The organism is Thermoanaerobaculia bacterium (assembly GCA_018057705.1).
Lineage (GTDB): Bacteria > Acidobacteriota > Thermoanaerobaculia > Multivoradales > JAGPDF01 > JAGPDF01.
In genome coordinates this window covers 20,749-44,307 of record JAGPDF010000003.1, presented here as the reverse complement: position 1 = coordinate 44,307, position 23,559 = coordinate 20,749, and the positions used below count along the sequence as shown (strand labels likewise).

Sequence of the window (23,559 nt, the reverse complement as noted above, 5' to 3'; positions counted from 1 at the left end):
GAGCGCCCGAGAAGCGCAGGATCCCGTCGGCTTCGAGGTGGCCCGCCGGGCGGCGCAAGATCCCCTCGGCTCGGAGGTGGCGCGCCGGGCGGAGCCGGGTCCGCGCTAGAGCTTCTCGCGGGCGAACCACTCCCGGGCGCCGGTAAGCTTGAAGTCGCGCTTTTCGCCCTCGATCCGCACTCCCAGGGCGAGTTTGCGCCATTCGAGCAGCAGGAGGCCGCGCTTGCGGTCCTTGCCGAGCTCGAGGTCGGCCTCGAAACCCCAGTGCTCGAAGCGGGCCCGCAGCTTCTCGATCCGGAGCTCCGGCTTGCTGTAGGTGAAGGCACCGGTCGCACGGACGTCGGGCTCTTCGAGCAGGCGCTCGACCCACCGCGGAAGGTCCTTGCGCGTCGCGTAGAGCGCCACGAGCGGGGCCGAGTCGCTGAGCTGCAGGGTGAATCGCCCTTCGGCGGTGGCGGGCTCGACGAGATGGAACGCCGCGACCTGGGTCTCGATCGTGCCCCGCCAGCCAGGTCCGCCGGGGACCGCGCGGCCTTTCGTCTCGGCGACCCTCGGCTCCCCTGGGCCGGTGAATCCATCGAGCTCGATCCGGGTTCCTGCGAGATCGAACCGCCGCCCTCTGAGGTCCTGACTCGTGACCGGGACGTCGAACGCCAGAGCCCCGGTGAACCGTACGCCGTTGGAGATCAGGGCGGCGTCGGTGATCCGGGCGCTCACCGAGCCGCGCGCGGAACCCGCTTCGCCCTGTCCGAGGGCGGCTTCGAACTCGCCTCTGACCTCGCCCCGGCCGCCGGCGAGCTCCAGTCCGGCCGACCGCGGCAGAAGATCGGAGAAGCCTGCGAGATCGAGCAGTCGGCCCTCGCCGAGGCCGATCCGGATTGTGGCGTCGTCGGGCAGCCCGCCGGCTCGAAGGTCGCGGGTCGACGCGAGCAGGGAGAGGCCGCTACCGCCCACGACCGCCGCGCCCGCCGTGCCCCGGCGCAGCTCGAAGTCGTCGAAACCGACGGCGAGCTCGGCGTGACCGCCGGTCGCATCGCGGTGCACATCGAAGTTGAGGAGGGCCTGGCCGCTCGCCTCGAAACCGAAGATGCGCACGGTGCGCTCGGTCTTCTCGGTGTGCAGGTAGCTGCCCTCGACGAGTTTTCCCTGGCGCATCTCGAGCGCGGCATCGAAAGTGGTCTGCAGATCCGCGAACTCGAGCCAGGGTGCCCGCGCCAAGTAGCTCGCGAGCAGCGGGCCGGGGAAGACCTCGCCGCTCAGGGTCAGGGCGGAATCGACGAAGGGGAGCGCGTCGAGCCCGCGGTGCTCGCGATGGCGGTAGGCGGCGGTCGAAAAGTCGAGAGCGCCCGAAAGCCGGGTGGCGAGCGGCTTGCCGGCGAGCTCGAGGCCGCCGCCGATGATCTCAAGCCGGCTGCGCTCCACCTCGGCCTCCGTTCGGCGGCGGATCGCGAAGCCGCCCTCGGCGCGCATCGCTCCGGTGAGGCGAGCCTGTTCTATCCAGAGACGGCGGACGCCGGTGGCTCGCACCCGCGGGAATTCGAAATTCCAGGCGGGGCGGAGGGGGCGAGGCGAGGGCGGCGTTCCGGCGAGTGGAAAGGCCGGTATCGGGGGCAGGAGCGCCGCGCGCCCGGCGGCCTCCTGTGGTGAGTCGGCGCGGCGGCGAAGTCCGAACTCGACACCCGTGGCGATGGCCGACTCGACCCGCAGGCGGCGAGCCAGGAGCGGCGCCGGCGCGATCCAGCCCGTGACTTCGTCGCACTGCAGGCGCCATTGCAAGTGCGGAGTCTGCACCGCGAGGTCGAGCCCTTCGAGCGCGACCCGGAAGGGGAACCAGGAGTGCGCCTCGCGGAAGGCGAAGTGGACCTTGTCGGGACGGCGGTTGACCCAGCGTTCGAGGCGGCCGCTTCGCGCCACCCATTCGAAAGCGCCGACATAGAAAAGCTCGCCGAGCAGGAGCCCGGCGAGCAGGTAGAGCGCGGAACGCCGGATCTTCAACCTGCCGGAGGAATGCGCAGGACCTGTCCCGGATAGATCTTGTCGGGGTCCTTGAGCATCGGCTTGTTGGCCTCGAAGATGACCGGGTACTTCGCGGCATTGCCGTAGAATTTCTTGGCGATCTTCGACAGCGAGTCGCCAGAAACGACCGTGTACATCTGCGACTCGGGCTCCTTCTTCTTGGTCTCGAGGCGGTCGTCGACGCGGGCGATGCCGATGACGTTGCCGAGCGCCAGGACGACCTTTTCGCGCTCGGCCTGGTCGTCGACGAGCCCGTGCACGACGGCGGTATCGCCGGTGACGTCGATCTTCAGGTTCTCGACCTGGAGCGAGAATTCGCCGAGCAGCTTCTCGAGCGCCTTCCTGCGCTTCATCGCATCGAGCTCAGCGGGGGAAACGGTGTGCGTCTGCGCCTGCGGCGGGGCGCCCTTGGCCGGGCTATCGTCCTTGCCGAAGATCGAGGCTCCAGCGTTCTTCACGAAATCGAAAAGACCCATGGGGATCTCCTTTCGCGGCCAGTTTACCCCTCCGCGAGCGGCGCCGCCTGCGTAGTTTCTCCGCTGCCCGAAGGGGAGAACCCTGCCGATTGCCCCAGCCATCCGCCGGACTCCCTCCGGAGGGCTGAGATCAGTCTTCGAGCCGGAAGAGCAGGTGGGCGGCCGGGCTGACGCCGTACTCCTGGACGACCGGATCCGGGTACTTCGGCTCGCTCGCGACGTGCCGGTAGCCGTGCCGCAGGACGATTCGGGTGAAGTCGACGCCGGCATTGGTCAGCATAGTGACGCCGTCACCGGCGATCGCGTTGGGAACGATCATCAGGTGCCCGACCTGCTTGCCGGCGAGGAGGGCGAGCCAGGCGTCGATCGCGGCGGGGGAGCACTCGGAGAAGCTGTGGATGTTGACCGCGATATCGACCGTCCCGGGCGCGATCGCCGGTTCGAGCTCGTGCAACGGGACGACCCGGGCCGGAGAGTCCGGCCGCCCCGCGACGCCGCGAAACCCGAGGTAGTACTCGCAGAGGAAGGTCGAGGTCGGGATGGCGTCGGCGCAGAGCCAGCGCGTCGTCTCCGGGAAGGCGGTCACCCCGCGGTGGGCGAGACGGCCGTAGCCGGCGCCGATGTCGAGGATCGTCCGGACGGGACCGTGCGAGATCCCCAGATGGCGCTCCAGGAAGGCGAGCTCGAGCGCAGAGTCGAGCAGATCGCGCGACACCCGGCGGCCGTCGATCGAGAAAGTGTGGACGCCGAAGAGCCCATCCTCCTCGAGGCGATCGAGCAGCTGCAAACGCTCGACCTCGGCGATCCGCCCGGCGCAGTAGTAGCTCACCGCATAGCCGAGCTCGTTCAAGTTCCGGCCGCGCAGCTGAAAGACATAAGGGTTGTCGCCCCGGAACTGCCGGAGGTCGGCGGTCGCGAGGAGCTCGGGCGTCCACACCGGATCCCGGGCGAGCGGCGAGTCGAGCTCGCGATAGGCCCGGGTGAGCTCCTGCAGGCGCGGATGATCGGCGCGCAGCGCCTCTTCGGCCCCTGCCGGCAAGGGCGCTCCACTGTGGCTCGGCAGATCGACCGGCGCCCGCTGCCAGGGGTAGACCAGCCGGCTCGCAATGCGCTCGAACCCCCGCCGCGCGAGCGCAGCGTCGAGTCGGCGCTTGAGGAAGGCGGGTATGGGCATCGTTGAATCCCGGAGTCTACGCCAGCGCGCGGCCTGTGCCAGGAGTGCTCTCGAGGGCGCCGAGTGCGAGGTTTGCTGACACGCAACGAGGAGATTGTCGCCGGTTTGTCCCCTTCCGGCGGGCAAACCCGTTTCTCGAGGTGGTAGCCTACTTTCATCGTTCCAGTCAGTCGGAGTCGGGAACCCGCAACCGCTCGCCCTGGGTCCCGGTCTCGTACCTAATCCATGCGGCGAGCCGAGGGAGAACCTCATGATCCGAACTGCTGCGCGCCTCTTCTTGTGTGCCTTCGTCCTCTCGGCGGTCGCCTACGGCGAGGCCGCGACGACCTTCTATGGCTCGACCCAGGGGGGGCCGACGTTCAACCGCCCTGCGAACCTCTCCACCCTGAGCGGTGTTTCGGCGCGCTATTCGGTGCAGCCGTTCTTCCCCAACGTCAACGCCGATTGCTTCATCCAGAGCATTCAGGAGAGCGGCTACGACGGCATCATCTACCTCTACCGCAACGGCTTCAACCCGGCCAGCCCGCTCACCAACTTGATTGCGTATGACGACGATGGTCCGGAGTTCGATATCGGGGAATCGCGAATCGACACGCGGGCGTTGCTCTTCGCCGACAACTACTACCTGGTGACCGCGAGCTATAACAGCCTGGCCTCAGGGACGTTCTCGAACATGGTCGCCTGCGAGGCGCCGGCGACGCGCGTCGTCGTGGGAGATGGCGTTTTCGGGACCAACCAGCCCAGCGACTATGACGGCCGGATCGCCGAGTTGCTCGGCGGCCGTTTCAAGGTGTGGGTGACGGGCAACAACTTTGCGGGCACGCCGTTCATCGGCAGGACCGCTCCGCTGGCCTCGACCGACTCGGCGGTCTTCTACTTCTTCCAGCCGGCGAACTTCGAGCTCCTGGTCAAGATCGTGAACGGCTGCGCCCTCAACAACCGCTACTGGGTCTTCTACGCCGCTACGACCAACGTCGATTTCTACCTCTACGTGGACGACACCTTCGACGGATCGCCCGCGATCTACTACCACAATCCTCTGGGAACCCAGTTCGCGACTTCCATCGCCGACTCGGACGCTTTCGCAACCTGCATCTGACGTCTGGCACATTCCGTTCAGAGTCCGTATCTGGGCCCGCCCCTCCTTGGGGGAGCGGGCCCTTCTTCTAGCGGGCATGGCGCTCCGGACGCATGGACCGCCAGGGAATGGCGACAGGAACGCGCGCGGTGGTGACCTTTGCAGAAACCGCATGGCGGGGCGCGGCAATCGCATCCCCCCCAGGGCGGCAGCGCGAGGCGGTTCTCGAGTTCTTGCCCGGCAGGAGGCGAGAGCGCGGAGCATCCGGGCGCCGCGTTCATCCCGGCACCTCCATTGCAGTGGGCCGCTTCGTGCGGTGAGCGTGGGCTCTGCGACGAGCCACGCGCGCCGCGTGAAGCGGGGACTTCGATTGCTCGCCCAAGGCCCCGCCTCTTCGATCCGGCTTCTCCAGATATTCCGGAGACTCCGGGCACTGGCGAGCCGAGGGCCTCACTATGAAAAGCACCGTACGTCACTTCCTTGCGACCTTCCTGCTCCTGGCGGGAACCACCGCCGCGGTTCATGCCGCCGCCGCGACCACCTTCTATGGCACCACCAAGGGGCAGCCGACGTTCAATCGCCCCGCGAGCCTCGGCACCCTGAGCGGCCAGATCGTGCGCTACTCCGTGCAGCCGTTCTTCCCGAGCGACAACTCCGCCTGCTTCATCATGAGCATCCAGGAGGAGGGCTTCGACGGCTGGGTGTTCCTCTATCGCGACGGCTTCGACCCGGAGAACCCGCTTCAGAACCTGATCGCGGAAGATGACGACGGCCCGGACTTCGGCGCCGGACAGTCGCGCCTCGACGCGTTGCCGCTCCAGTTCGCCGACAACTACTATCTCGTGACGGCCGGCTTCGATGGCACCGAGATCGGCACCTTCTCGAACCAGGTCGTCTGCGACGCGCCGGCCGCGCGCATCCTGGCGGGTGACGGCGACTTCGGCGCCGGGAACTTCGACGGCCGGGTCGCCGAGGTCTTGGGCGGTCGTTTCCGCATCTCGGTGACGGGCGAGAACTTCGCTCAAGTGCCGTTCGTGGGCAAAGCGGTGCCGCTCGCCTCGACCGATTCCGCGATCTTCTGGTTCTTCCAGCCGGCGAACTTCGAGCTCCTGATCAAGATGGTCGACGGCTGCGTCGTCAACGACCGCTACTGGGTCTACTACGCCGCGACCACGAATGTGGCCTTCACGATCCGGGTCGAAGACACGTTCGCCGACGAAATCGTGACCTACACCAACACCATCGGTTCGACTTCGAACATCGCGCGAACCGATTCCGACGCCTTCGCGACCTGTCCCTGAACCCTGCGCCGGGAACTCCGGCCGGTCCCCCAGGCCCGCTACCCCCAGAGGGGTGGCGGGCCCTTTTTTTCTCCCGGGCGCTGGTAGAATTCGCGCGATGAGCGACTTCGCCCCCTCCTCCCGTGCCGTGCCCGAGATTCTCGAAGATGCCCTGACCGGACGGCGGATCTCGGCGGGGGACGCCCACCGGCTCCTCCTCGACGGCGATCTGCTGACTCTGGGGGCGGCGGCGCACGAGGTCCGCGACCGCCACAACGACCCCGCCGTCGCGACCTACAACGTCGACCGCAACATCAACTACACCAACGTTTGCGTCTACAAGTGCCGGTTCTGCGCGTTCTACCGCGCGCCGGGCGACCCCGAGGGGTATCTCCTCCCGAAAGAGGAGATCGGGCGGAAGATCGAGGAGACGCTGGCCTTGAACGGCACGGGCGTCCTGATGCAGGGCGGCGTGAACCCCGACCTGCCGCTCTCCTACTACGTCGACCTGCTGCACTTCCTGCGCGACACCTATCCGGCGATCCACCGCCACTGCTTCTCGCCGCCGGAGATCAAGTTCATCGCGAAGAAGGAACGGATGTCGTTCTTCGACGTCATCGGCGTGCTCAAGGAGGCCGGCCTGATGTCGATTCCGGGCGGCGGCGCCGAGATCCTCTCCGACAGCATCCGCAAAGAGGTCCTTGCCTACCCCAAGGCGTCGCCGGAGGAGTGGATCGACATCATGCGCCAGGCGCACCGCCACGGCATGCGGACCACCGCCACCATGATGTACGGCATGGGCGAGGAGCTCGCGGCCCGTGTCGAGCATTTCCAGCGCATTCGCGACCTGCAGGACGAGACCGGTGGTTTCACCGCCTTCATCTCGTGGACCTACCAGGACGAGCACACCGACCTGCAGGGGATCCCCGAGGTCTACGCCGACGAGTATCTGAAGACGCTCGCCGTCTCGCGTCTCTTCATGGACAACGTCCAGCACCTGCAGTCCTCCTGGGTCACCCAGGGGAAGAAGATCGGCCAGGCCGGCCTCGCCTTCGGCGCCGACGACATGGGCTCGATCATGATCGAGGAGAACGTCGTCTCGGCGGCGGGTACGCATCACAAGATGACCCAGGACGAGATGGAGCACCTCATTCGCGCCGCCGGCTTCGAGCCGAAGCAGCGGACGAATCTCTACGAACGCTTCGTCACCCGGGAGGAGACTGCGGCGTTGGCGCGCCAATATCGGCACGCCCTCACGCCTGAGAATCGCCCGCTGGCTTCGCCGCTCGCCGTCGTCGGCTGAGCACTTGCAATCTCGTCGCACTTTCCGGGGGGATCGATGCGCAAGTTCCTGAAGTGGATAGGTATTTCGCTCGCCACCGTCGCGGGCGCTCTTGTCGTCCTGGTCGCCGTCCTGGTCTTTCTCGGCGGGCGCAAGCTCTCGGCGACGCGCACGGTCGCCGTCGAGACCGTCGCCGTTCCGAGCGATCCGGCGGCGATCGAGCGCGGCGCCCATCTTGCCCGTACCCGCTGCGTTTTCTGCCACGGCGACGACCTGGGCGGCAAGAAATTCATCGACGACGCCTCGTTCATGGTCGTGAACGGGCCCAACCTGACGCGGGGCCGGGGCGGGCTCGGGAGCAGCTATGCCGACGACGCCACCTGGGTGCGCGCCATCCGCCATGGCGTCAATGCGCAGGGCCGGGCGCTGATCGTCATGCCGTCCGAGGTCTTCTACTTCCTGAGCGACAACGACACCGGCGACCTCGTCGCCTATCTCAAGTCGCTGCCGCCGGTCGACCGCGACTGGCCGGCGCCGCGTCCGAGCGTGCTCGCCAAGGCTCTCCTCGGCGCCGGGAAGCTCGACAGCATGGTCCCGTTCCTTTATATGGATCACCAGGCGGCACGGCCGGCGCAGCCGCCCCCGGGTGCGACGGCGGAGAACGGCGAGTACATCGCGCGCACTTTCGGCTGCCGCAACTGCCACGGCGCCGATCTCTCCGGCCAACTGACGCCGGGACCCAAGAAGTACCTGGCCGGGAACCTCACGCCAGGCGGCCCGCTCAAAGAATGGGACGAGGAGATTTTCCTCCAGATGGTGGACGGGCGAGAGCACGAAGAGATGCCCTGGGGCATGCTGCGCTCGATGCACGAGGACGAGCAGCGCGCTCTCTGGCGCTTTCTCGCGGCGCAGCCGGCGCGGGCTTCGACCGTGGCCGCGGGATCAAGCTGAGACCTTCCGGCTGCCAGAGAGTTCGCTCGCAGCGTGGGGAGTAGCCGACCGGCACGCGGGGTGTGAGCCCCGCTCTCTTGAGGCCTCGAGGTGCCACCCGATTTTCCAAACTCTTGAGGTGCCACCCGATTTTCCAAACCGGCATCTCGAGCCTCCGACGCCAGATTGTCGGAGGTTTTTACGTCTTTCCTTTCAGTGTCACGCAGATTACGGTACATACCTCCCGGAGGGGCCCTGGTCGAGATCACCTGCCGGACGATCCAGGGTCGCCTGCTCCTGCGTCCCTCGCCGGGCCTGAACGACGTTACGCTGGGCGTCCTGGCCCGCGCAGCGCGCCTCGCTGAGCTCCTGGTCCACGCCTTCGCCTTCCTCTCCAACCACTACCACCTGCTCGTCAGGGTCGCCGACGCCCAGCAGCTCGCCGAGTTCATGAACTACCTGAACTCGAATCTCGCCCGCGAGGCCGGGCGCCTCGCGCGCTGGCGGGAGAAGTTCTGGGGCCAGCGCTACCATGCGGTCATCGTCTCCGAGGAAGAAGCGGCCCAGGTGGGCCGGCTCCAGTACGTCCTGGCGCAGGGCGTCAAGGAGGGGCTCGTCGCCTCGCCCTACGACTGGCCCGGAGTCCACTGCGCCCGCGCCCTGGCCGATGGGACGGCCGTCTCCGGTCACTGGCGCGACCGGACGACCGAGTCCAGGGCGCAGCGCAAGAGTCTGCCGCTCGATCCGCAGGACTTCCTCGAGCGCGAGGAGCTCAGCCTGGCGCCGCTTCCCTGCTGGCAGGAGCTCGCGCCGGAGGAGTACCGAGCGCGAGTCCGGGAACTGATCGCGGAGATCGAAGCCGACGCCCAGCTGCGGCAGGAGGAAACCGGGATCCCGCCGCTCGGACCGGAGGCCGTCTGCCGGCAGGACCCTCATCACGAGCCCAACCGAATGAAGAAGGGCCCAGCGCCGCTGGTGCATGCCGTGGCTCCGGGGGTTCGTCGCGGTCTCCGCACGGCCTACTTCGCCTTCCTGGACGCCTACCGCTACGCCGCCCGCCGGCTGCGGGAGGGCGCAATGGACGTCGAGTTCCCCGCCGGTGCCTTTCCCCCGCCGCTCCCGGTCCGAGCCGCCGCCCGAGGCGGTTAGCGACGACGGGAGATCCAGCCAAGCTCCAAGTTATGGAGGCGAAACGGCCTCCGCGGCGGAGAGCTCGTCCTCCAGGTGCCACTTCGCGCCCGACCGCGAGGAAACTCAGCGCGGAGTCGCGTTTCAAGACGCCGCTGCCAGCCCAAACCTCCCGATTGGCTGCCCTAATGGTCCAAAACCGCAATACTCAGGAGCTGGCGCCGTCGAAGAGTGCGGCATCTTCGAGCCTCCAATCGCTTTTCTCGGGAATCGGATGGCTCCTCGGAGGAAATCGGATGGCTCCTGCACCTCCTGCACCTCGACCCCCGTGCCCCCGACGAGCTGACCGCCCGGCTGTAACGCGATCGTCACCCGCCCGGGGCGCCGTCGGACCAGGTTCGGATAAAATCCCCGCGCAGGGTGGGGAGTAGCCGACCGGCCCGGGGGGAGTCTCCGGAGCCAGGCGGGGTGATCGTCAATACGGGAGAGGATCCCCGGTCGCCCCGATCCACGAGGGACACGGCGAGACCACTGCGACACGAGAGTGCCGCGGGGTCTCGCTTTTTGCGTTTCCCGCGCCTCTTTCCGATTGGAGAGATGCATGGAACCCACTTCGCTTTGGCTCTGGGCCGGATTCAACCTCTTCGTCCTGGCGATGCTCGCCATCGACCTCGGCGTCTTCCACCGCCAGGCGCACGCCGTCTCGCTGCGCGAGGCCTCCATCTGGAGCGCGGTCTGGATCGCCCTCGCGCTGGTCTTCAATCTCTGTGTCTGGAAATTCCTCGGGCCGCAGCCCGGGGTCGAGTTTCTGACCGGCTATCTGATCGAGAAGTCGCTCTCGATCGACAACATCTTCGTCATCGCGCTGCTCTTTGCCTACTTCAAGGTCCCCGACCAGTACCAGCACAGAGTGCTCTTCTGGGGCATCCTCGGCGCCCTGGTCATGCGCGCCGCCTTCATCCTGGCGGGTGCGGCGCTTCTCGGCCGCTTCCACTGGATCATCTACCTGTTCGGCGCCTTCCTCGTCCTGACCGGTATCAAGATGGCGTTCACGCCGGAGCATGGCCTCGAGCCGGAGAAGAATCCGGTCGTGCGGCTGGTGCGGCGGCTGATGCCGGTGACCTCCGACTACCGCGGCGCGAACTTCTTCGTGCGCGAGGGCGGCCGGCTGGCGGCGACGCCGCTCTTCCTCGTGCTCGTGATGGTCGAGTTCACCGATCTGGTCTTCGCGGTCGATTCGATCCCGGCCATCTTCGCCGTGACGCGCGATCCGTTCCTGGTCTACACCTCGAACGTCTTCGCCATCCTCGGCCTGCGCTCGCTCTACTTCCTGCTCGCCGGCGTCATGCACAAGTTCGAATACCTGAAACTCGGCCTTGCCGCGATCCTGGTCTTCGTCGGCGTGAAGATGGCCCTCGTCGACTGGCTGAAGATCCCGTCGGGAATCTCCCTCGGCGTCATCGCCCTGATCCTGACTGTCGCCATAGCCGCCTCACTGCTCAAGGCGCGGGCGAACGCGGCCTGAGGGAGCCCGAATGGAGGTTCAGAGCCGCTCGATCGCCGACAGTCGGCCGACGTCGATGCTGATGCCGCCGTCGGCCGCGGTCGGATTGTAGAGCGATTGGAAACGGGCGTTCCAGACGAGATCCGAGGCCTCGTAGGAGGAGCGCGCGTGCACGACCTGATTGAAGGTCTCGTCGTTGCCGGAGAGGAGGATCAGGAACTCGGCCTTGGCCGCCAGGAGATCATCTGCCGTCTGGCCGCGCAGCGGACTCGCCTCGTCGATCGGGTGGACGATGGTCCAGGAGAGCGGGAAGAAGAGAACGCTCTCGCGCTCGAGCTTGAGCGGCAGGAACTCGCGGTCGCCTCCGGTTTTGCGCCGCGCCAACAGCACGCGGGCCGAGACGTCGGTGAGCTGGTTCTGGCGCGCATTGGCGATGCGGAACTCGAAGGCCATGTTGGATCCGCCGGGGGATCGGTAAGGCGCGATCACCGCCTGCTCGCTGAACAGGATCCGTGCGCGGGGACGGGCGAAGCGCGCAAAGGAGATGCCGGTGCCGAGCGCCACGAGCAGCATGCCGGTGACCGCTTCGACGACGACCAGGACGTTGGCGGAGAGCTTCGCCGGCGCGATGCTGCCGTACCCAATTGTGGCGAAGGTCTGGACGGAGAAGAAGAAGCAGCCAAGGAAGTGGCCTCCGGTCGTCGTCCAGTGGAGTCCCGAGAGCGCGTCGGGTCCGGCGGCAAAATAGATGCACGCGAAGACGAAGTTGACGGTGAGGAAGCCGCCCGTCAGCACCAGCAGGAAGCGCGGCCAGCTCATATTGAGCAGCGAGTGGTAGAGCGATAGCGACTGGAAGAAGCCGAGCCCCTCGCGCCGGACGTTGAAAGATCCGTCGCGATTCAGCAGCCGATCGCGGCTCTGCCGCGCGACGACCGAGCCGAAGCCGAGGTCGTTGCGATCCACCGCTGGCGTCGCTGGCGCCGATGAGCTCGATGCCGACGAGCCGGACGAGAGTTCGGGGTTTCTCAAGTGCTGGAAGTCTATCGAAGGCTGCCCGGCGGCCCCGAGGTTCCCCGCCCGCCGGTCGAGGTCAGCCGCCCGCGCGGCGGGATTCGGTGCGGCGTTGCCAGAGGACGGTGATGCCGAGGACGAGGAGGCTCGCGACGAGGATGGCTGTCGCCATGACGTTGATCTGCGGCGGGTAGGCGGAGCGCTGGGCGCCGTAGACGTAGAGCGGGTAGGTCACCTGGCTGCCGGCGTTGAACAGGGTGATGATGAAGTCGTCCATCGACAGGGCGAAGGAGAGCATCGCGGCGGCGGCGATTCCGGGCGCGATGAGCGGCAGGGTGACCTTCCAGACGACGCGCAGGGGCTTGGCGCCCAAGTCCATTGCTGCGTCTTCGAGGCTCCAGTCGAAGCCGCGGATCCGCGCCTTGACGGTCAGGGCGACGTAGCTCACCTGGAACATGATGTGGGCGATGACGACCGTGGCGAAGCCCGATCGCGTGTCGAGCTGCAGGAAGAGCGACAGAAGCGCCGAGCCGAGGACGACCTCCGGGGTCGTCAAGGGCAGCACGAGCAGCAGATCGATCGCCGGGCTGCCGCGAAAGCGGTAGCGGCAGAGGGCGAGCGCGATCAGCGCGCCGAAGACGATGGCGACGCTGGTCGAGATCGCCGCGATCTCGAGCGAGAGCTTCATCGAGTCGACCAGCGAAGAGTACTTGAACGGGTCGCGCCAGGCCTCGAGCGAGAACGCCTTCCAGACGAAGTTGTAGCGCCCGGAAGGCCGGTTGAAGCTGTAGAGAACGATGACGAAGATCGGAACGAAGAGATAGAGCAGAACGAGGCCGGCGACGACGTCGAGGACCCGCCCGCGCCAGCCCGAGGCGACCGGATCGGCGGCGCCGGGAGCGCTCATGCCAGCTCCTCGGTGCCCAGGGCGCGGGCGTAGGAGAGCACGCCCAGGATGATCACGGCCATCAGCAGGAACGAGAGCGACGAGGCCAACGGATAATCGCGCACCTCGAGGAACTGGTTCTGGACCACCGTGCCGATCATCTGCTGGTTGGGGCTCCCGAGAAGCTCGGCATTGATGAAGTCGCCGGAGGCGGGGATGAAGGTGAGGAGGCTCCCGGCGAAGACTCCCGGCAGCGAGAGTGGCAGGACGACCTTGGCGAAGGCGCGCGCCGGACTGCAATAGAGGTCGGCCGCAGCCTCGATCAGCCGGCGGTCGATCTTCTCGAGGCTGACGTAGATCGGCAGGATCATGAACGGCAGGAAGTTGTAGGTCAGGCCGCCGACCACCGCCGCCAGGGTATTGAGCAGGCGGCCGTCCTCGGGCAGCAGGTGGAGCCACTTGAGTGCCTCGACCACGAACCCGTTGTCGCCGAGGATCGTCTTCCAGGCGAGGGTGCGCACCAGGAAGGTGGTGAAGAAAGGAAGGATCACAAGCCCGAGCAGGAAGTTGCGCAGGCGGCCGGCCCGGAAGGCCATGACGTAGGCCAGCGGATAGCCGAACAGGAGGGCGATCACCGTCGCGGCCAGAGCGTAGCCGAACGAACGCGCGAAGTGCTCGCCGTAGGTATCGAAGGCCCGCAGGTATCCGGTCCACCAGGGCAGGCCGCCGCCGGGCAGCGAGGTGCGCGCCAGGGTGACGAGCGGCACCAGGAAGAAGAACGCCAGCCAGAGCACGCCTGGCGCGATCAGCAGGTAGGGGGCGAAAGGCGAGCGCCTTCCGCCCCCGGTGGAAGTTCCTGCCATCTCTGCCGTCAGGCGCCGATGGCGTCCTGGAAGACCCGGTTGAACTCCTGGTCCTCGGCGTCGGAGAGCGCGCGGAAGACGCGCAGTTGGGCGCGCAGGGCGTCGGGCGGGTTGACCAGCGGGCTCTTGGCGAGGTCGGGAGCGATCTTGGCGAGCTCCTCGCCGGCGCCCTTGACTGCCGAGAGGTAGGGTGCTCCGGCGACGATCTGAGCCGAGTGGGCGGGGTCGTAGCACCAGTTGAGCCAGGCATGCGCTGCGTCGAGCCGGTCCGAAGTCTTCGGAATCAGCATGTTGTCGGAATAGAGCATCGCGCCCTCCTTGGGCGCGAACCAGACGAGGTCGGGATTGTCCGCCGCGAGGCCCTGAATGTCGCCGGACCAGGCGATCGCCACCGAGATGTTGCCGGCGGCGAGGTCGGCGGCGTAGTCGTTGCCGGTGAAGGCGCGAACCTGGCCGCTCTCGCGCGCCTGCTTGACCTTCGCGCAGGCGGCGGTGGCATCCGCGAGCGTCGCCTTCGTGGGATCGGCGCCCAGGCCGAGCATGATCAGGCCGAGAGTGTCGCGCATCTCGGTCAGCATGGTGACCTGACCCTTGAACTTGGGATCGAAGAGGTCTTCGACGCTGGTGAGCTCGCGTCCGGTCTTCTTCGGGTTGTAGCCGATGCCGACCATGCCCGAAACCCACGGCACACTGTACTTCCTGCCCGGATCGAAGCTCACGTCGCGCAGCGAGTCGAGGAGGTTGGTCTTGTTCGGGAAGATGGCGTCGTCGAGCGGCGCGCAGTAGCCGAGCGCGATCATCCGGGCGACCATCCAGTCGGTGAGGATCACGATGTCGCGGTCGATCGACTGGTTGCGCTTCAACGGCTCGTCGATCTTGGCGAAGAACTCGTTGTTGTCGTTGACGTCCTCGCTGTACTCGACGGCGATCCCGGTCCCCGCCGTGAAATCCGGAACGGTCTTTTCGTCGATGTAGAACGGCCAGTTGGAGATCCGAAGCGGGCCCTTGGGCGCCGTCGCGGCCGCCGTCGAGGGTGCCGCCGCGGGGGCTTCGGCGGCCTTCTTGCCGCAGGCGCCCAGCAGGCCGCCGCCGAAGGCGAGGCCGCCCGCCGCCCAGGCCGAACGCCCGAGGAACTGCCGCCGACTCTGCGCCTCCTGCAAGAACCGCTGGAACATCGTCTCCTGCTCGCGCTTCCTGTCCTGTTCGCTCATCGTTTCTCCTTGATGGTCGGTATCACCGGACGGCGAATTTCGCTGTGTCGGGGACTCCCAGCTTCGGAGGCGGCGTGGAAACCCCCGGCAGGAGCCTGCCGGCGTCGGCCTCCCAACTGATCCAGTAGGCACTGCCCGGTTCGGGCATCGTCGCGGCCTCCCGATGGTCGAAGTGGCAGACGACATCGGTGCCGTCGGCGAGCTCGAAGCCGCAACGCACCACCGGGCCCTGGAACATCGTACTGACGAGAGTCGCCGGGAGGGCCGCTGCCGAGTCGGGCGCATCCACCGAGAGCGTGAGGCGCTCGGGGCGGAGCACGAGCGTCACGGCGTCGCCGGCGGCGAAGCGGGTACTCTTGGCGGGGACCTGGAGTGGACGCCCGGCGATCTCCACCGCGTGCCGACCATCGGCGGTGCCCACGACTCTTGCCGGCAGGAGATTGGCGACGCCGATGAACGTCGCGACGAAATGGGTCTCGGGCTCGTCGTAGATCGCGCGCGGCGTGCCGAGCTGATCGACGCGCCCCTCGTACATGACGGCGATCCGGTCCGACATCGTCAGCGCCTCTTCCTGGTCGTGCGTGACGTAGATGAAAGTGATGTCGAGCTCGCGCTGAATGCGCTTGAGCTCGATCTGCATCGCCTGACGGAGCTTGAGGTCGAGGGCGCCCAGCGGCTCGTCGAGCAGCAGTGCGCTCGGATAGTTGACCAGGGCGCGAGCCAGAGCGACACGCTGCTGCTGACCTCCGGAGAGCTGGCCCGGGCGGCGGTCGGCCATGGAAGAGAGGCGCACGACCTCGAGCATCTCACCGACGCGCTTCGCGATCTCGGCTTTGGGCAGGCCCTGGCTGCGCGGACCGAAGGCGATGTTGTCGCGCACCGACATGTGCGGGAAGAGCGCATAGTGCTGGAAGACCGTATTGACGTTGCGGTGGTACGGCGGCACCCGCGAGACGTCCTTGCCCTCGAGCAGGATGCGGCCGCTGGTGGGCTGCTCGAAGCCGGCGATCATGCGCAGGGTCGTCGTCTTGCCACAACCGGAAGGTCCGAGCATCGAGAAGAACTCGCCCTTGCCGATCGTGAAGTGCGCCTCGTGCACGGCGACGAAGCTGCCGAACCGCTTGGTGACGTGCTCGAGGTCGATGACCGGGGGAAGGGCGCCGGGCGCAGTCGTCGTCATCAGGTCTTCTCTCCGCGCTTCGGCCTGCCCGCGACCCTGAAGTTGCACGCGAGGCCGCAGTTGACGCTCGGCATGCCGATCGCCAGAATCAGCCATCGTTTCCCGCCCACGGCCGCGGTCACGGACCCCATTTGCCCGGCGAAGAGTTCGCTCATTTCAGTTTCCTTACGCGGAAGATAGCCCATGACAACGCCGATACCCACCCCCCGGACCCAGGAATCCAAGAGATTGCTCGAGCGTGCCCACGAAATCGCCGGGAGCGAGATGCGGCGCCTGCTCGACCGGACACCCGCCTCCGCGAAGCTGTTCGAGCGCGCCGCCAGGATCCTGCCGTTCGGCGTGGTCTCTTCCTTCCAGAAGGGCTATCCGTATCCGGTCTACGTCTCGCACGGCCGGGGCAGCCACGTCTGGGACCAGGACGGCACCGAGTTCCTCGATTTCCACGGCGGTTTCGGGGCGATGGTGACCGGGCACGCCCACCCGCGCATCGTCCAGGCGATTGCCGAGGCGGCCAGCCGGGGAACGCATTTCGCCGTCACCACCGAAGAGGCGGTCGAGTTCGGCGAGGAGATCTGCCGGCGGTTCGGCCTCGAGATGCTCCGTTTCGCGAACTCCGGCACCGAGGCGACGATGGACGCCATCCGGGTCGCCCGGGCGGCCACCGGGCGCGACGTCGTCTGCAAGATCGAAGGCTCGTACCACGGCCACCACGACGCCGTGATGTTCTCGGTCCTTCCCAACGCCGACACCATGGGGGGAAGGGAACGGCCCGCCAAGTCGCCGGTCTCCCGGGGGCTGGTGAAGGATGCCCACCGCTATATCGAAGTCGTGCCGTTCAATGACGCCGGGCTGCTCGAGGCGCTGTTCGTGGAACGGGGGCAAGAGATCGCCTGCCTGATCCTGGAGCCGGCGATGATGAACATCGGCATCGTCCTGCCCCAGCCCGGGTATCTCCAGCGGGTGCGCGAGCTGTGCACGAAGCACGGCGTCGTCCTCATCTACGACGAGATCAAGACCGGCTTCACGATCGCGCCCGGCGGCGCCACCGAGCGTTTCGGTGTACAGCCCGACCTCGTCTGCCTGGCGAAGGCCATCTCCGGCGGGTTGCCGGCGGCGGCGTTCGGTGGCCGCGAGGACTTGATGCGCCTGATCGAACGCGGCGTTTCGCAGATGGGCACCTACAACGGCAACCCGCTCGTCTCCCATGTCGGCCTGGTGCTGCTGCGGGAGATTCTCACGCCGGCAGCCTACGCCCGCTTCGCCGAGCTCGGCCGCCGCCTCGTGGCGGGCTGCCAGGCGGCGATCGACCGCACCGGGCTGCCCGCGCACACCATCGACCTGGGGGCCAAAGGCTGCGTCTCCTACCGCCCGACGCCGCTCACGAACTATCGCGACTTCCTCGACACCCTGCCCGAGCTCTTCGCGGCCTCCTACCCCTGGCTGCTGAACCGCGGCATCTTCATGACGCCGGGCGACGAGGAGCAGTGGACGCTGTCGCTGCAGCATAGCGACGCCGACATCGACCTCTACATCGAAGTTTTCTCGAGCTTCTGCGACGCCCTGGTGGCCTGAGCCGGGCGGGGCTCAGGGGGCTCTCCCTTCCAGCCCGCCGGCCAAGGACTCCGGAGATCCCGCCCTCCTGAGATAGACGAGCAGCGCCGCCGGCGCCAGCATCGGGAGGAGGATCAGGGCTGCGCGCACCCATTCGGGGGCCTCGAACTCGACTCCGGCGCTGGCGCTGCCCTGAATCAGCGCCAGGCCCAGCGGCACCCCCCAACGCTCGGCGAGCGCCTGCCATGACCGCTGCCGACGCAGGGCACGGCGTTCCCAATAGCGACGGGCCGCAGCGACCTGCAGCGGCAGGACGAAGAGGAATCCGTGCGCCCAGGCGACCGGCAGGGCGAGGAGCGCCACGACCGGGGCGGTGTGCTGGCGGTCGATCTCGTCGACAGGGCGGCGGGGGCGAAGGCGCGCCGCGAGCAGCGCCACGGCGAGCACCGTCAACGTGATGGCGGCGGCAGGCACCTCGACTCCGAAGCCGTCGAAGATGCGCCGAAAGGAGAGATTGCGCGACGAGAAGACCGGCGGCTCGGTCATCCGCCGGGCCATCGCCGCGAGCTCGCCGGCCCAGGGCGCCACGCAGAGCGCCGCCACGGGAAGCCAGGCGAGCGCTTCGACGAGCCGGCGCGGCGAACGTAGCGCGTCGCCCAGCCAGCGCGCCGAGAGGTAGAGCGCGCCGGCGAGCGCGATCGGTTTGTAGGCCAGGCTGACGCCGACCAGAGCCGCACCGCCCCAGGGCCTGCGGCTGCCGAGATTCCATCCGGCGATGGCGAGCGCTCCGGCGATCGGAGTCGTGTTGCCGATCCAGAAGGTGTAGTGAACGATCGGCAGCAGCGCGACGATCGCGGCAGCGAGCAGCAAGCGCCGGCGCGGCGGGAGCCCGGCGAAACCGGCGGCGTAGATGGCGAGCGCGGCGACGGCGAGGAGATTCGTGCCGCGCATCAGGGCGAGGAGGAGCCCCGTGCCGCCGCGATCGATCGCCAGGGCTCCCAGAGCGGCGAGGGGAGGCGGGTAGTTGTACTTGGCCTGCGAGTAGGGGGAGGTCCCCGCGGCCATCAGTTCGGCCGCTTCGACGAAGCTCGGCTCGTCCTGCTGGGGCATCGGCTGCAGCAGCGCCTCGCGGTTCACGAGCGCCGCGACGGCGACGACGCCGACGAAGCCCAGCGCGGCAAAAAAGCGACCGGAACGCGGCTCGAGGAGCGACAAGCAGCGAGACGCTAGCATGCCCGGGCTGCGCTATCGTCGCCGACATGCGAAAGCGCCCGGGAGTCGTTTTTCTGCTGGAGGCCTTTTTTCTGACGGGAATCACCTGCGCGGCGGTGCAGGTCGCGGCTGAAACCAACTCCGGCGGAGACCCCTTCGTCTCCACCTTCTCGATCGTGGCGCTCGATCCCGCGACCGGCGATCTCGGAATCGCCGTGCAGTCGAAGTTCCCGAATGTGCGTGCCGTGGTGCCCTGGGCGCGAGCCGGAGTCGGGGCGGTCGCGACCCAGAGCTTCGCCAAGGTCTCGTTCGGCGACGACGGTCTCGATCTGCTCGAGCGCGGCGCGACGGCAGAGGAGGCGCTCGCGATCCTGTTGCGCAACGATCCGCTGCGCGAGCAGCGCCAGGTCGGCATCGTCGATGCCCGCGGCAACGCCGCGACCTGGAGCGGCAAGGAGTGCTTCGGCTGGGCCGGCGGGCGGGTCGGGCAGGCGGGCGCCGCTGCGCAAGCGGTCGGCCCGGGCGCGGGCGTCGGGAAGGTCGTCGCCGGCAGCGGCTTCGCCATCCAGGGCAACATCCTGGTTTCGGAGGCGACCGTCGAAGCGATGGCGCGAGCCTACGAGGCGGCGACCGGTGAGCTCGCCGACCGCCTGATGGCGGCGCTCGTCGCCGGCGGCAAGGCGGGGGGCGACCAGCGTGGCGAACAGAGCGCGGCCCTCCTCGTGGTGCGCAAAGGCGCCGGCTACGACGGCCTCGACAACTTCATCGACATCTCGGTCTACGACCACGCGACGCCGATCGCCGAGCTCGAGCGCCTCTATGCGCTGAACCGGCTCTACTTCACCCGCTCCCGCCCCGAGAACATGATCCCGGTGACGGAGGGGATCGCGCGCGAGATCCAGACCATCTGGATGCAACGCGGCTTCGACAAGGGCCCCGCCAGCGGAGTCGTTGACGCGCGCTTCCAGAAGCTGCTCGTCGACTACATGGGCTGGGAGAACTACGACATCCGGGTCGAGAACGTGCAGAAGATCGATCTCGCCAAGGGTGAGACGCTGAGGATCGACCGCGAAGTGCTGGCCGACATCCGCGAGGTCTTTCGCACCGGCCGGTGGAAGCCGAGCCTTCATCGTTAGGTTCGTGTTAGAAATCGGCCGCCCGAACGTAGTCACACTGGAATGAGACTCTCGCGCGACAGCTCTGTCCTCGCCGCCCTGTTTCTGGCGGTCGGCCTCGCCACGGCCGGCCCCCTGCCCGCCTCGCCGGCGAAGCTCGCGCTCCGTCATCAGCGCCTGGAGCTGCCGGGGGTGCCGGTGCTCTCGCTCGCCGTCGATCTCGACCGCGACGGGCGGCGCGATCTCGCCGTGGTCGTCGCCTCGACTTCGTGGGGCGAGGTCGGCATCGAGGAGCCGATGCAGGTCGACGAGGAGGGGACCTTCGTCGACGTGCTGACCGTCGTTCCGACGGTGCTCGACCGCCGCGAGCTGCTGGTCTTCCTCGGCCTCGCCGAGGGCGTTGGCGCCGCTTCCACGGGTGCCCCCTCAGGCCCGAATGCCTATGCCGCAGCTCCGCTGCGTCTCGAGCTTCCGCCCTGCGTCCACGCGGTCGCGGCGGGACCAGCCGCGGCGCCACTCGTCGCCTGGACCGACGACGGTGTCGCAGAGGTCGTGCTGGTCGGTGAAGGCGACAACCCGTCCGAGGGTGCGACAGGAGCGATCGAGCCGATCGGGGCGACGGGCCCCTCCCTCGAGCTCGTGCCACGCATCGCCGCTCGGACGATCTTTGCCGGCAGCACCTCCTTTCTCGCCCGGAGCGGCCTGATCGACGACCTCGATGGGGACGGGGATTCCGATCTCTTCGTGCCGGTGGCGGGGGGGCTCGAGGTGTACCTCGCGACGCCCGAGGGGCTGAGCGCGACGGCGGCGACACTCGTCGCGCCGCCCGAAGATGAGGCAGGGGCGTCCGAGGCCGGTGCCGAGGCGGAACGCGCCGGGCGGAGCGCACGCCGGTCGCTCGGCGTCGTCGCCGACATCCTCCTGCCGCAGGTGCTCGACCTCAACGGCGATCGCCTGCCCGACCTGCTCTTTCGCGATCCGGAGCGCGCCGGCAGCGGCGTCCGCGGCCGGCTGAACCTCGGTGAGGGTCGCTTCGGCCCGGTTTTCGATCCGCTGCCCGGGTGGGCCGTCGCAACAGTCGCCGCCGGGGCCACGGCGGCGTCGGAGTCCGCTTCGGAAAAGAAGAAGGAAGAGGCGCCGAGCCGCGAGGTCGCCTGGCTGGGGGATCTCGAGGGCGACGGGCCGGCCGAGGTGGTGACGTCGGAGGAGATCCCCAACGCCAAGGATTCGATGCGGGCGGAGCTCGCCGAGGCGAAGCGGCCGCATGCCCGGATCCGCGTGCACGCCCTGGGCGGGGATGGGCGATGGAACCCGGCACCCAAGGCGGAGTTCACGGTGGAGGGCTACGTTTTCGAGGGCGGCGGCAGGAGAGAGGGGGGCGAGGATGAGGAGGGCGGCGGATTCTCTCTCCCGGGTGGCGTGCTCGACCTCGACGGCGACGGCAGGCTCGACCTCGTCGCGCTGACACTCGACTTCTCGCTCTTCGAGGCGATGCGGGTTCTGGCCACGAAGTCGATCAAGCTCGGGCTCGACTTCCGGGTCTACCGCCAGGGCGAGGGGCTCTCGTTTCGTCCGGTGACCGGTCTCGATCTCGCCGGCGAGCTGCGCCTGCGGCTCGACAGCCTGGCGCTCGGCCAGCTTTCGTCGTTCTCCGGCGACTTCGACGGCGACGGCCGTGCCGACTTCCTGCAGCTCGGTCGCGGCCGCAAGGTGACGATCCATCGCGGCCAGCCGGGCGCCCGCTACGCGCCGGAGCCCGATCTCGTCGTCACCCTCGAACGCGAGCCGCTCGACGCCGCACTGGTGACGGTCGCCGATCTCGACGGCGACGGCAGGAGCGACCTCGCCGTCACCCAACCGATCGGCGGCAAGGCGATCGGAGCGCGCGCGGCGCTCGATCTCTATCTTTCCGGGAGCCCTCGGTGAGTAGGGAAAACGCAGGATGCGTTGAGCGAAGCGAAACGCATCGGTCGCGTTCCGACTCCACTCCTTCGTCACGCAATTGCAGCAGCGAAAGGTGCCAGACGCACGACTCGAAGAAGGAGAAGCAAAGGCTGCTGGTAAAGGGGCCCCTGCGGCATCTGGGTGGCGCCGTTGCGGTTCTGGCCTGCGTGGCGGTCGCGAGCGGCTCCCGCCTGGCCGCTCTGCCGCCGGGGTCGGGGGTCGTGGCGCCGGGGATCTCCGTGGTCGCCGAGGGGAGGTCCGAGCGCTGGATCGTCGATCTGGGAGGAGCCCTCGTGGCGGCGCTTTCACCCGAGGTGGCTGCGAAGGACGATGGGCTCCTGCTGCTGGTGCGACCGCCCCGCAAACCGGACGGCCCTCGCCGCCTGCTCCGGTTGCGGCTCGAGCCCGAGGCGCGGCTGGAGACGCTCGCCGAGGGGCTGAGCGGCTGGATCGAGTCGCTTTCGGCCGTCGAGCTGGATCCGGCTCCCGGGGTGCACCTCGTCGCCGGTGGCACGGGACGGTGGGTCGATCTCGGTTCCCTCGCGGAGCTCGAAGGAGCAACGCCCGGGCCGCCGGGGCTCGTCGAACGGCCGCTCCTCGATCTGGGCGGTCGCGACCTGCGCCAGCCCGACTCCGGACTCCTGAGGCGGGGAACAGACGACGGCTTCGCTGCTGTCGAGCCGGGCCGGCTGCGGCTCTGGAAAGCGGCTGGCACCCAGTCCGGGAGATCGGCTGAGGGACTGGCGATGGCGATGAGCCGCGAGGTCGCGCTGCCGTTCGCCGTAGCGCGGACCGCCACCGGCCTGCGGTTGTCGAGTCCGCCGGTGGCGCGCGTGCGGTCGGGCCCGGGCGAGCTCTACTTCGCCGGTCCCGAGGTCGTCGGGGGGACGCGTCTGCGCGGCGTCCTGATCGAAGGCGGCGCCGCCGGCGCGCCGCCCGTCGAGGTCTGGGCGGCACTCCCGGGCCCGGAATCGGTCGAGCAGAGCTGGCCGTTCGAGATCGATGGCGTACCGGTGCTGGTGGTCCGCACGCAGGCGACCGACGAGCTCAACCTCTTCGAGCGCCAGCGGCTCCGGGTGCTCGCGCTCGCCGCGGATCGCACGCGATCGGGATCCCCTCCCACCCTGGCGGTGGAGCTCGACAGCAAGCGATGGCACGAGACGGCCCTGGCACTCGGCGATGTCGACGGCGACGGCCGCGACGACCTCCTCGCCGCCTTCCCCGAAGGCCTCTCGGGCACCGACCTGGTGGTGCAGTGGTGGCGGGGGAGCGGCGGCGGGCGGTTCGAGAGCCGCCCGCATCGCAGCGACATCCAGAAGGCTCCGGCCGGCTGGGCGCTCGTCGCGGAGCCCGCGCCCGGTCTGCTCCTGGTCGGCAACGGCAGGATCGAGTTGCGGCGCTTCTCTCCCGCCGGGCGGAGCGCCGTCGCCGAGCGCAGCGAGCTCGCGGCGTCGATCCCGGCTCTCGCCGATCCGAGGGCGCCCAAAGAGGTGACGATCGCACTCGGCGGCGGCGGCGACAGTGCAAGAGTGAAGAACGTCGACCCTGACGCCGAGCCGCTCGGAGCCGTCGAGCTCGACGGGCGACCCGGTCCGGAGCTCCTCGCCGTGCAGGGGGACGGCAACGGCCGGGACCGCCTGATCCTCCTGCGCGCGCTCCCCGAGTAGGGCTGCCCGGGTCCGCTGGGAGGGCGGATCCGGTTCCGGAACGCGCCGGCC

Annotated in this window: 20 protein-coding genes; 10 read left to right on the top strand and 10 right to left on the bottom strand. The window is 68.3% G+C overall.

The window, feature by feature from the left end; genetic code table 11:
- Positions 1-105: 105 nt before the first annotated feature.
- The 3 genes from KBI44_01520 to KBI44_01510 all read right to left on the bottom strand — a co-directional run bounded on the left by KBI44_01520 (position 106) and on the right by KBI44_01510 (position 3,666).
- Entirely contained in the window at positions 106-1,995 is a 1,890-nt protein-coding gene (locus tag KBI44_01520) for a hypothetical protein (GenBank protein ID MBP9143138.1), read from the bottom strand.
- Positions 1,992-2,492, bottom strand: a complete 501-nt coding sequence (lysM, locus tag KBI44_01515) for a peptidoglycan-binding protein LysM (protein MBP9143137.1) — start codon at positions 2,490-2,492, stop codon at positions 1,992-1,994. Before lysM ends, KBI44_01520 begins: the two co-directional genes overlap by 4 nt.
- A 130-nt stretch (positions 2,493-2,622) precedes the next feature.
- Complete coding sequence (locus tag KBI44_01510) at positions 2,623-3,666, bottom strand: putative sugar O-methyltransferase (protein MBP9143136.1); 1,044 nt, start codon at positions 3,664-3,666, stop codon at positions 2,623-2,625.
- A 250-nt stretch (positions 3,667-3,916) separates the two neighbouring features.
- On the opposite strand from KBI44_01510, the gene KBI44_01505 reads away from it, so the two are divergent.
- The 6 genes from KBI44_01505 to KBI44_01480 all read left to right on the top strand — a co-directional run bounded on the left by KBI44_01505 (position 3,917) and on the right by KBI44_01480 (position 10,889).
- Positions 3,917-4,765, top strand: coding sequence for a hypothetical protein (locus tag KBI44_01505; protein MBP9143135.1), 849 nt, complete (start codon positions 3,917-3,919; stop codon positions 4,763-4,765).
- Positions 4,766-5,199: 434 nt separating this feature from the next.
- Entirely contained in the window at positions 5,200-6,045 is an 846-nt protein-coding gene (locus KBI44_01500) for a hypothetical protein (protein MBP9143134.1), read from the top strand.
- Positions 6,046-6,142: 97 nt separating this feature from the next.
- Positions 6,143-7,327, top strand: coding sequence for a dehypoxanthine futalosine cyclase (mqnC, locus tag KBI44_01495; protein MBP9143133.1), 1,185 nt, complete (start codon positions 6,143-6,145; stop codon positions 7,325-7,327).
- 36 nt (positions 7,328-7,363) lie between these two features.
- The gene (locus KBI44_01490) at positions 7,364-8,257 is read left to right on the top strand and encodes a cytochrome c (GenBank protein ID MBP9143132.1); all 894 of its coding nucleotides are present in this window, start codon (positions 7,364-7,366) and stop codon (positions 8,255-8,257) included.
- A 195-nt stretch (positions 8,258-8,452) separates the two neighbouring features.
- On the top strand, positions 8,453-9,385 hold the full coding sequence (locus KBI44_01485; GenBank protein ID MBP9143131.1) for a transposase: 933 nt from the start codon (positions 8,453-8,455) through the stop codon (positions 9,383-9,385).
- 580 nt (positions 9,386-9,965) lie between these two features.
- The gene (locus KBI44_01480; protein MBP9143130.1) at positions 9,966-10,889 is read left to right on the top strand and encodes a TerC family protein; all 924 of its coding nucleotides are present in this window, start codon (positions 9,966-9,968) and stop codon (positions 10,887-10,889) included.
- 18 nt (positions 10,890-10,907) lie between these two features.
- Here the strand turns inward: KBI44_01480 and KBI44_01475 are convergent, their stop codons facing one another.
- The 6 genes from KBI44_01475 to KBI44_01450 form a co-directional block, all read right to left on the bottom strand.
- On the bottom strand, positions 10,908-11,831 hold the full coding sequence (locus KBI44_01475; protein ID MBP9143129.1) for a transporter: 924 nt from the start codon (positions 11,829-11,831) through the stop codon (positions 10,908-10,910).
- A 127-nt stretch (positions 11,832-11,958) separates the two neighbouring features.
- A complete protein-coding gene (locus KBI44_01470; protein MBP9143128.1) occupies positions 11,959-12,786 on the bottom strand; it encodes an ABC transporter permease in 828 nt (275 codons plus the stop codon).
- The gene (locus KBI44_01465; GenBank protein MBP9143127.1) at positions 12,783-13,628 is read right to left on the bottom strand and encodes an ABC transporter permease; all 846 of its coding nucleotides are present in this window, start codon (positions 13,626-13,628) and stop codon (positions 12,783-12,785) included. Before KBI44_01465 ends, KBI44_01470 begins: the two co-directional genes overlap by 4 nt.
- A gap of 8 nt (positions 13,629-13,636) precedes the next feature.
- Positions 13,637-14,839: a spermidine/putrescine ABC transporter substrate-binding protein gene (locus tag KBI44_01460; GenBank protein MBP9143126.1), complete on the bottom strand. Its 1,203-nt coding sequence runs from the start codon at positions 14,837-14,839 to the stop codon at positions 13,637-13,639.
- Between the two features lie 22 nt (positions 14,840-14,861).
- Entirely contained in the window at positions 14,862-16,019 is a 1,158-nt protein-coding gene (locus KBI44_01455) for an ABC transporter ATP-binding protein (GenBank protein ID MBP9143125.1), read from the bottom strand.
- A complete protein-coding gene (locus tag KBI44_01450; protein MBP9143124.1) occupies positions 16,019-16,174 on the bottom strand; it encodes a hypothetical protein in 156 nt (51 codons plus the stop codon). Before KBI44_01450 ends, KBI44_01455 begins: the two co-directional genes overlap by 1 nt.
- Positions 16,175-16,202: 28 nt before the next feature.
- Between KBI44_01450 and KBI44_01445 the strand changes: the two genes are divergently transcribed.
- Entirely contained in the window at positions 16,203-17,591 is a 1,389-nt protein-coding gene (locus tag KBI44_01445) for an aspartate aminotransferase family protein (protein MBP9143123.1), read from the top strand.
- 12 nt (positions 17,592-17,603) lie between these two features.
- Here the strand turns inward: KBI44_01445 and KBI44_01440 are convergent, their stop codons facing one another.
- The gene (locus KBI44_01440) at positions 17,604-18,785 is read right to left on the bottom strand and encodes a hypothetical protein (GenBank protein MBP9143122.1); all 1,182 of its coding nucleotides are present in this window, start codon (positions 18,783-18,785) and stop codon (positions 17,604-17,606) included.
- 44 nt (positions 18,786-18,829) lie between these two features.
- Here KBI44_01440 and KBI44_01435 point away from each other — a divergent pair, with 44 nt between their 5' ends.
- The 3 genes from KBI44_01435 to KBI44_01425 all read left to right on the top strand — a co-directional run bounded on the left by KBI44_01435 (position 18,830) and on the right by KBI44_01425 (position 23,508).
- Positions 18,830-19,918: a DUF1028 domain-containing protein gene (locus KBI44_01435; GenBank protein ID MBP9143121.1), complete on the top strand. Its 1,089-nt coding sequence runs from the start codon at positions 18,830-18,832 to the stop codon at positions 19,916-19,918.
- A 42-nt stretch (positions 19,919-19,960) separates the two neighbouring features.
- The gene (locus KBI44_01430) at positions 19,961-21,823 is read left to right on the top strand and encodes a VCBS repeat-containing protein (protein ID MBP9143120.1); all 1,863 of its coding nucleotides are present in this window, start codon (positions 19,961-19,963) and stop codon (positions 21,821-21,823) included.
- Between the two features lie 185 nt (positions 21,824-22,008).
- Entirely contained in the window at positions 22,009-23,508 is a 1,500-nt protein-coding gene (locus tag KBI44_01425) for a hypothetical protein (GenBank protein ID MBP9143119.1), read from the top strand.
- The last annotated feature ends 51 nt before the right edge of the window (positions 23,509-23,559 follow it).

What these genes read in the sequence shown, in the direction of transcription:
- KBI44_01455 (MBP9143125.1), bottom strand. Translation starts at nt 16,019, where the DNA reads ATGACGACGACTGCGCCCGGCGCCCTTCCCCCGGTCATCGACCTCGAG.
- lysM (MBP9143137.1), bottom strand. Translation starts at nt 2,492, where the DNA reads ATGGGTCTTTTCGATTTCGTGAAGAACGCTGGAGCCTCGATCTTCGGC.
- KBI44_01465 (MBP9143127.1), bottom strand. Translation starts at nt 13,628, where the DNA reads ATGGCAGGAACTTCCACCGGGGGCGGAAGGCGCTCGCCTTTCGCCCCC.
- KBI44_01500 (MBP9143134.1), top strand. Translation starts at nt 5,200, where the DNA reads ATGAAAAGCACCGTACGTCACTTCCTTGCGACCTTCCTGCTCCTGGCG.
- KBI44_01510 (MBP9143136.1), bottom strand. Translation starts at nt 3,666, where the DNA reads ATGCCCATACCCGCCTTCCTCAAGCGCCGACTCGACGCTGCGCTCGCG.
- KBI44_01480 (MBP9143130.1), top strand. Translation starts at nt 9,966, where the DNA reads ATGGAACCCACTTCGCTTTGGCTCTGGGCCGGATTCAACCTCTTCGTC.
- KBI44_01490 (MBP9143132.1), top strand. Translation starts at nt 7,364, where the DNA reads ATGCGCAAGTTCCTGAAGTGGATAGGTATTTCGCTCGCCACCGTCGCG.
- KBI44_01430 (MBP9143120.1), top strand. Translation starts at nt 19,961, where the DNA reads ATGAGACTCTCGCGCGACAGCTCTGTCCTCGCCGCCCTGTTTCTGGCG.
- KBI44_01505 (MBP9143135.1), top strand. Translation starts at nt 3,917, where the DNA reads ATGATCCGAACTGCTGCGCGCCTCTTCTTGTGTGCCTTCGTCCTCTCG.
- mqnC (MBP9143133.1), top strand. Translation starts at nt 6,143, where the DNA reads ATGAGCGACTTCGCCCCCTCCTCCCGTGCCGTGCCCGAGATTCTCGAA.
- KBI44_01435 (MBP9143121.1), top strand. Translation starts at nt 18,830, where the DNA reads ATGCGAAAGCGCCCGGGAGTCGTTTTTCTGCTGGAGGCCTTTTTTCTG.
- KBI44_01445 (MBP9143123.1), top strand. Translation starts at nt 16,203, where the DNA reads ATGACAACGCCGATACCCACCCCCCGGACCCAGGAATCCAAGAGATTG.
- KBI44_01470 (MBP9143128.1), bottom strand. Translation starts at nt 12,786, where the DNA reads ATGAGCGCTCCCGGCGCCGCCGATCCGGTCGCCTCGGGCTGGCGCGGG.
- KBI44_01450 (MBP9143124.1), bottom strand. Translation starts at nt 16,174, where the DNA reads ATGAGCGAACTCTTCGCCGGGCAAATGGGGTCCGTGACCGCGGCCGTG.
- KBI44_01460 (MBP9143126.1), bottom strand. Translation starts at nt 14,839, where the DNA reads ATGAGCGAACAGGACAGGAAGCGCGAGCAGGAGACGATGTTCCAGCGG.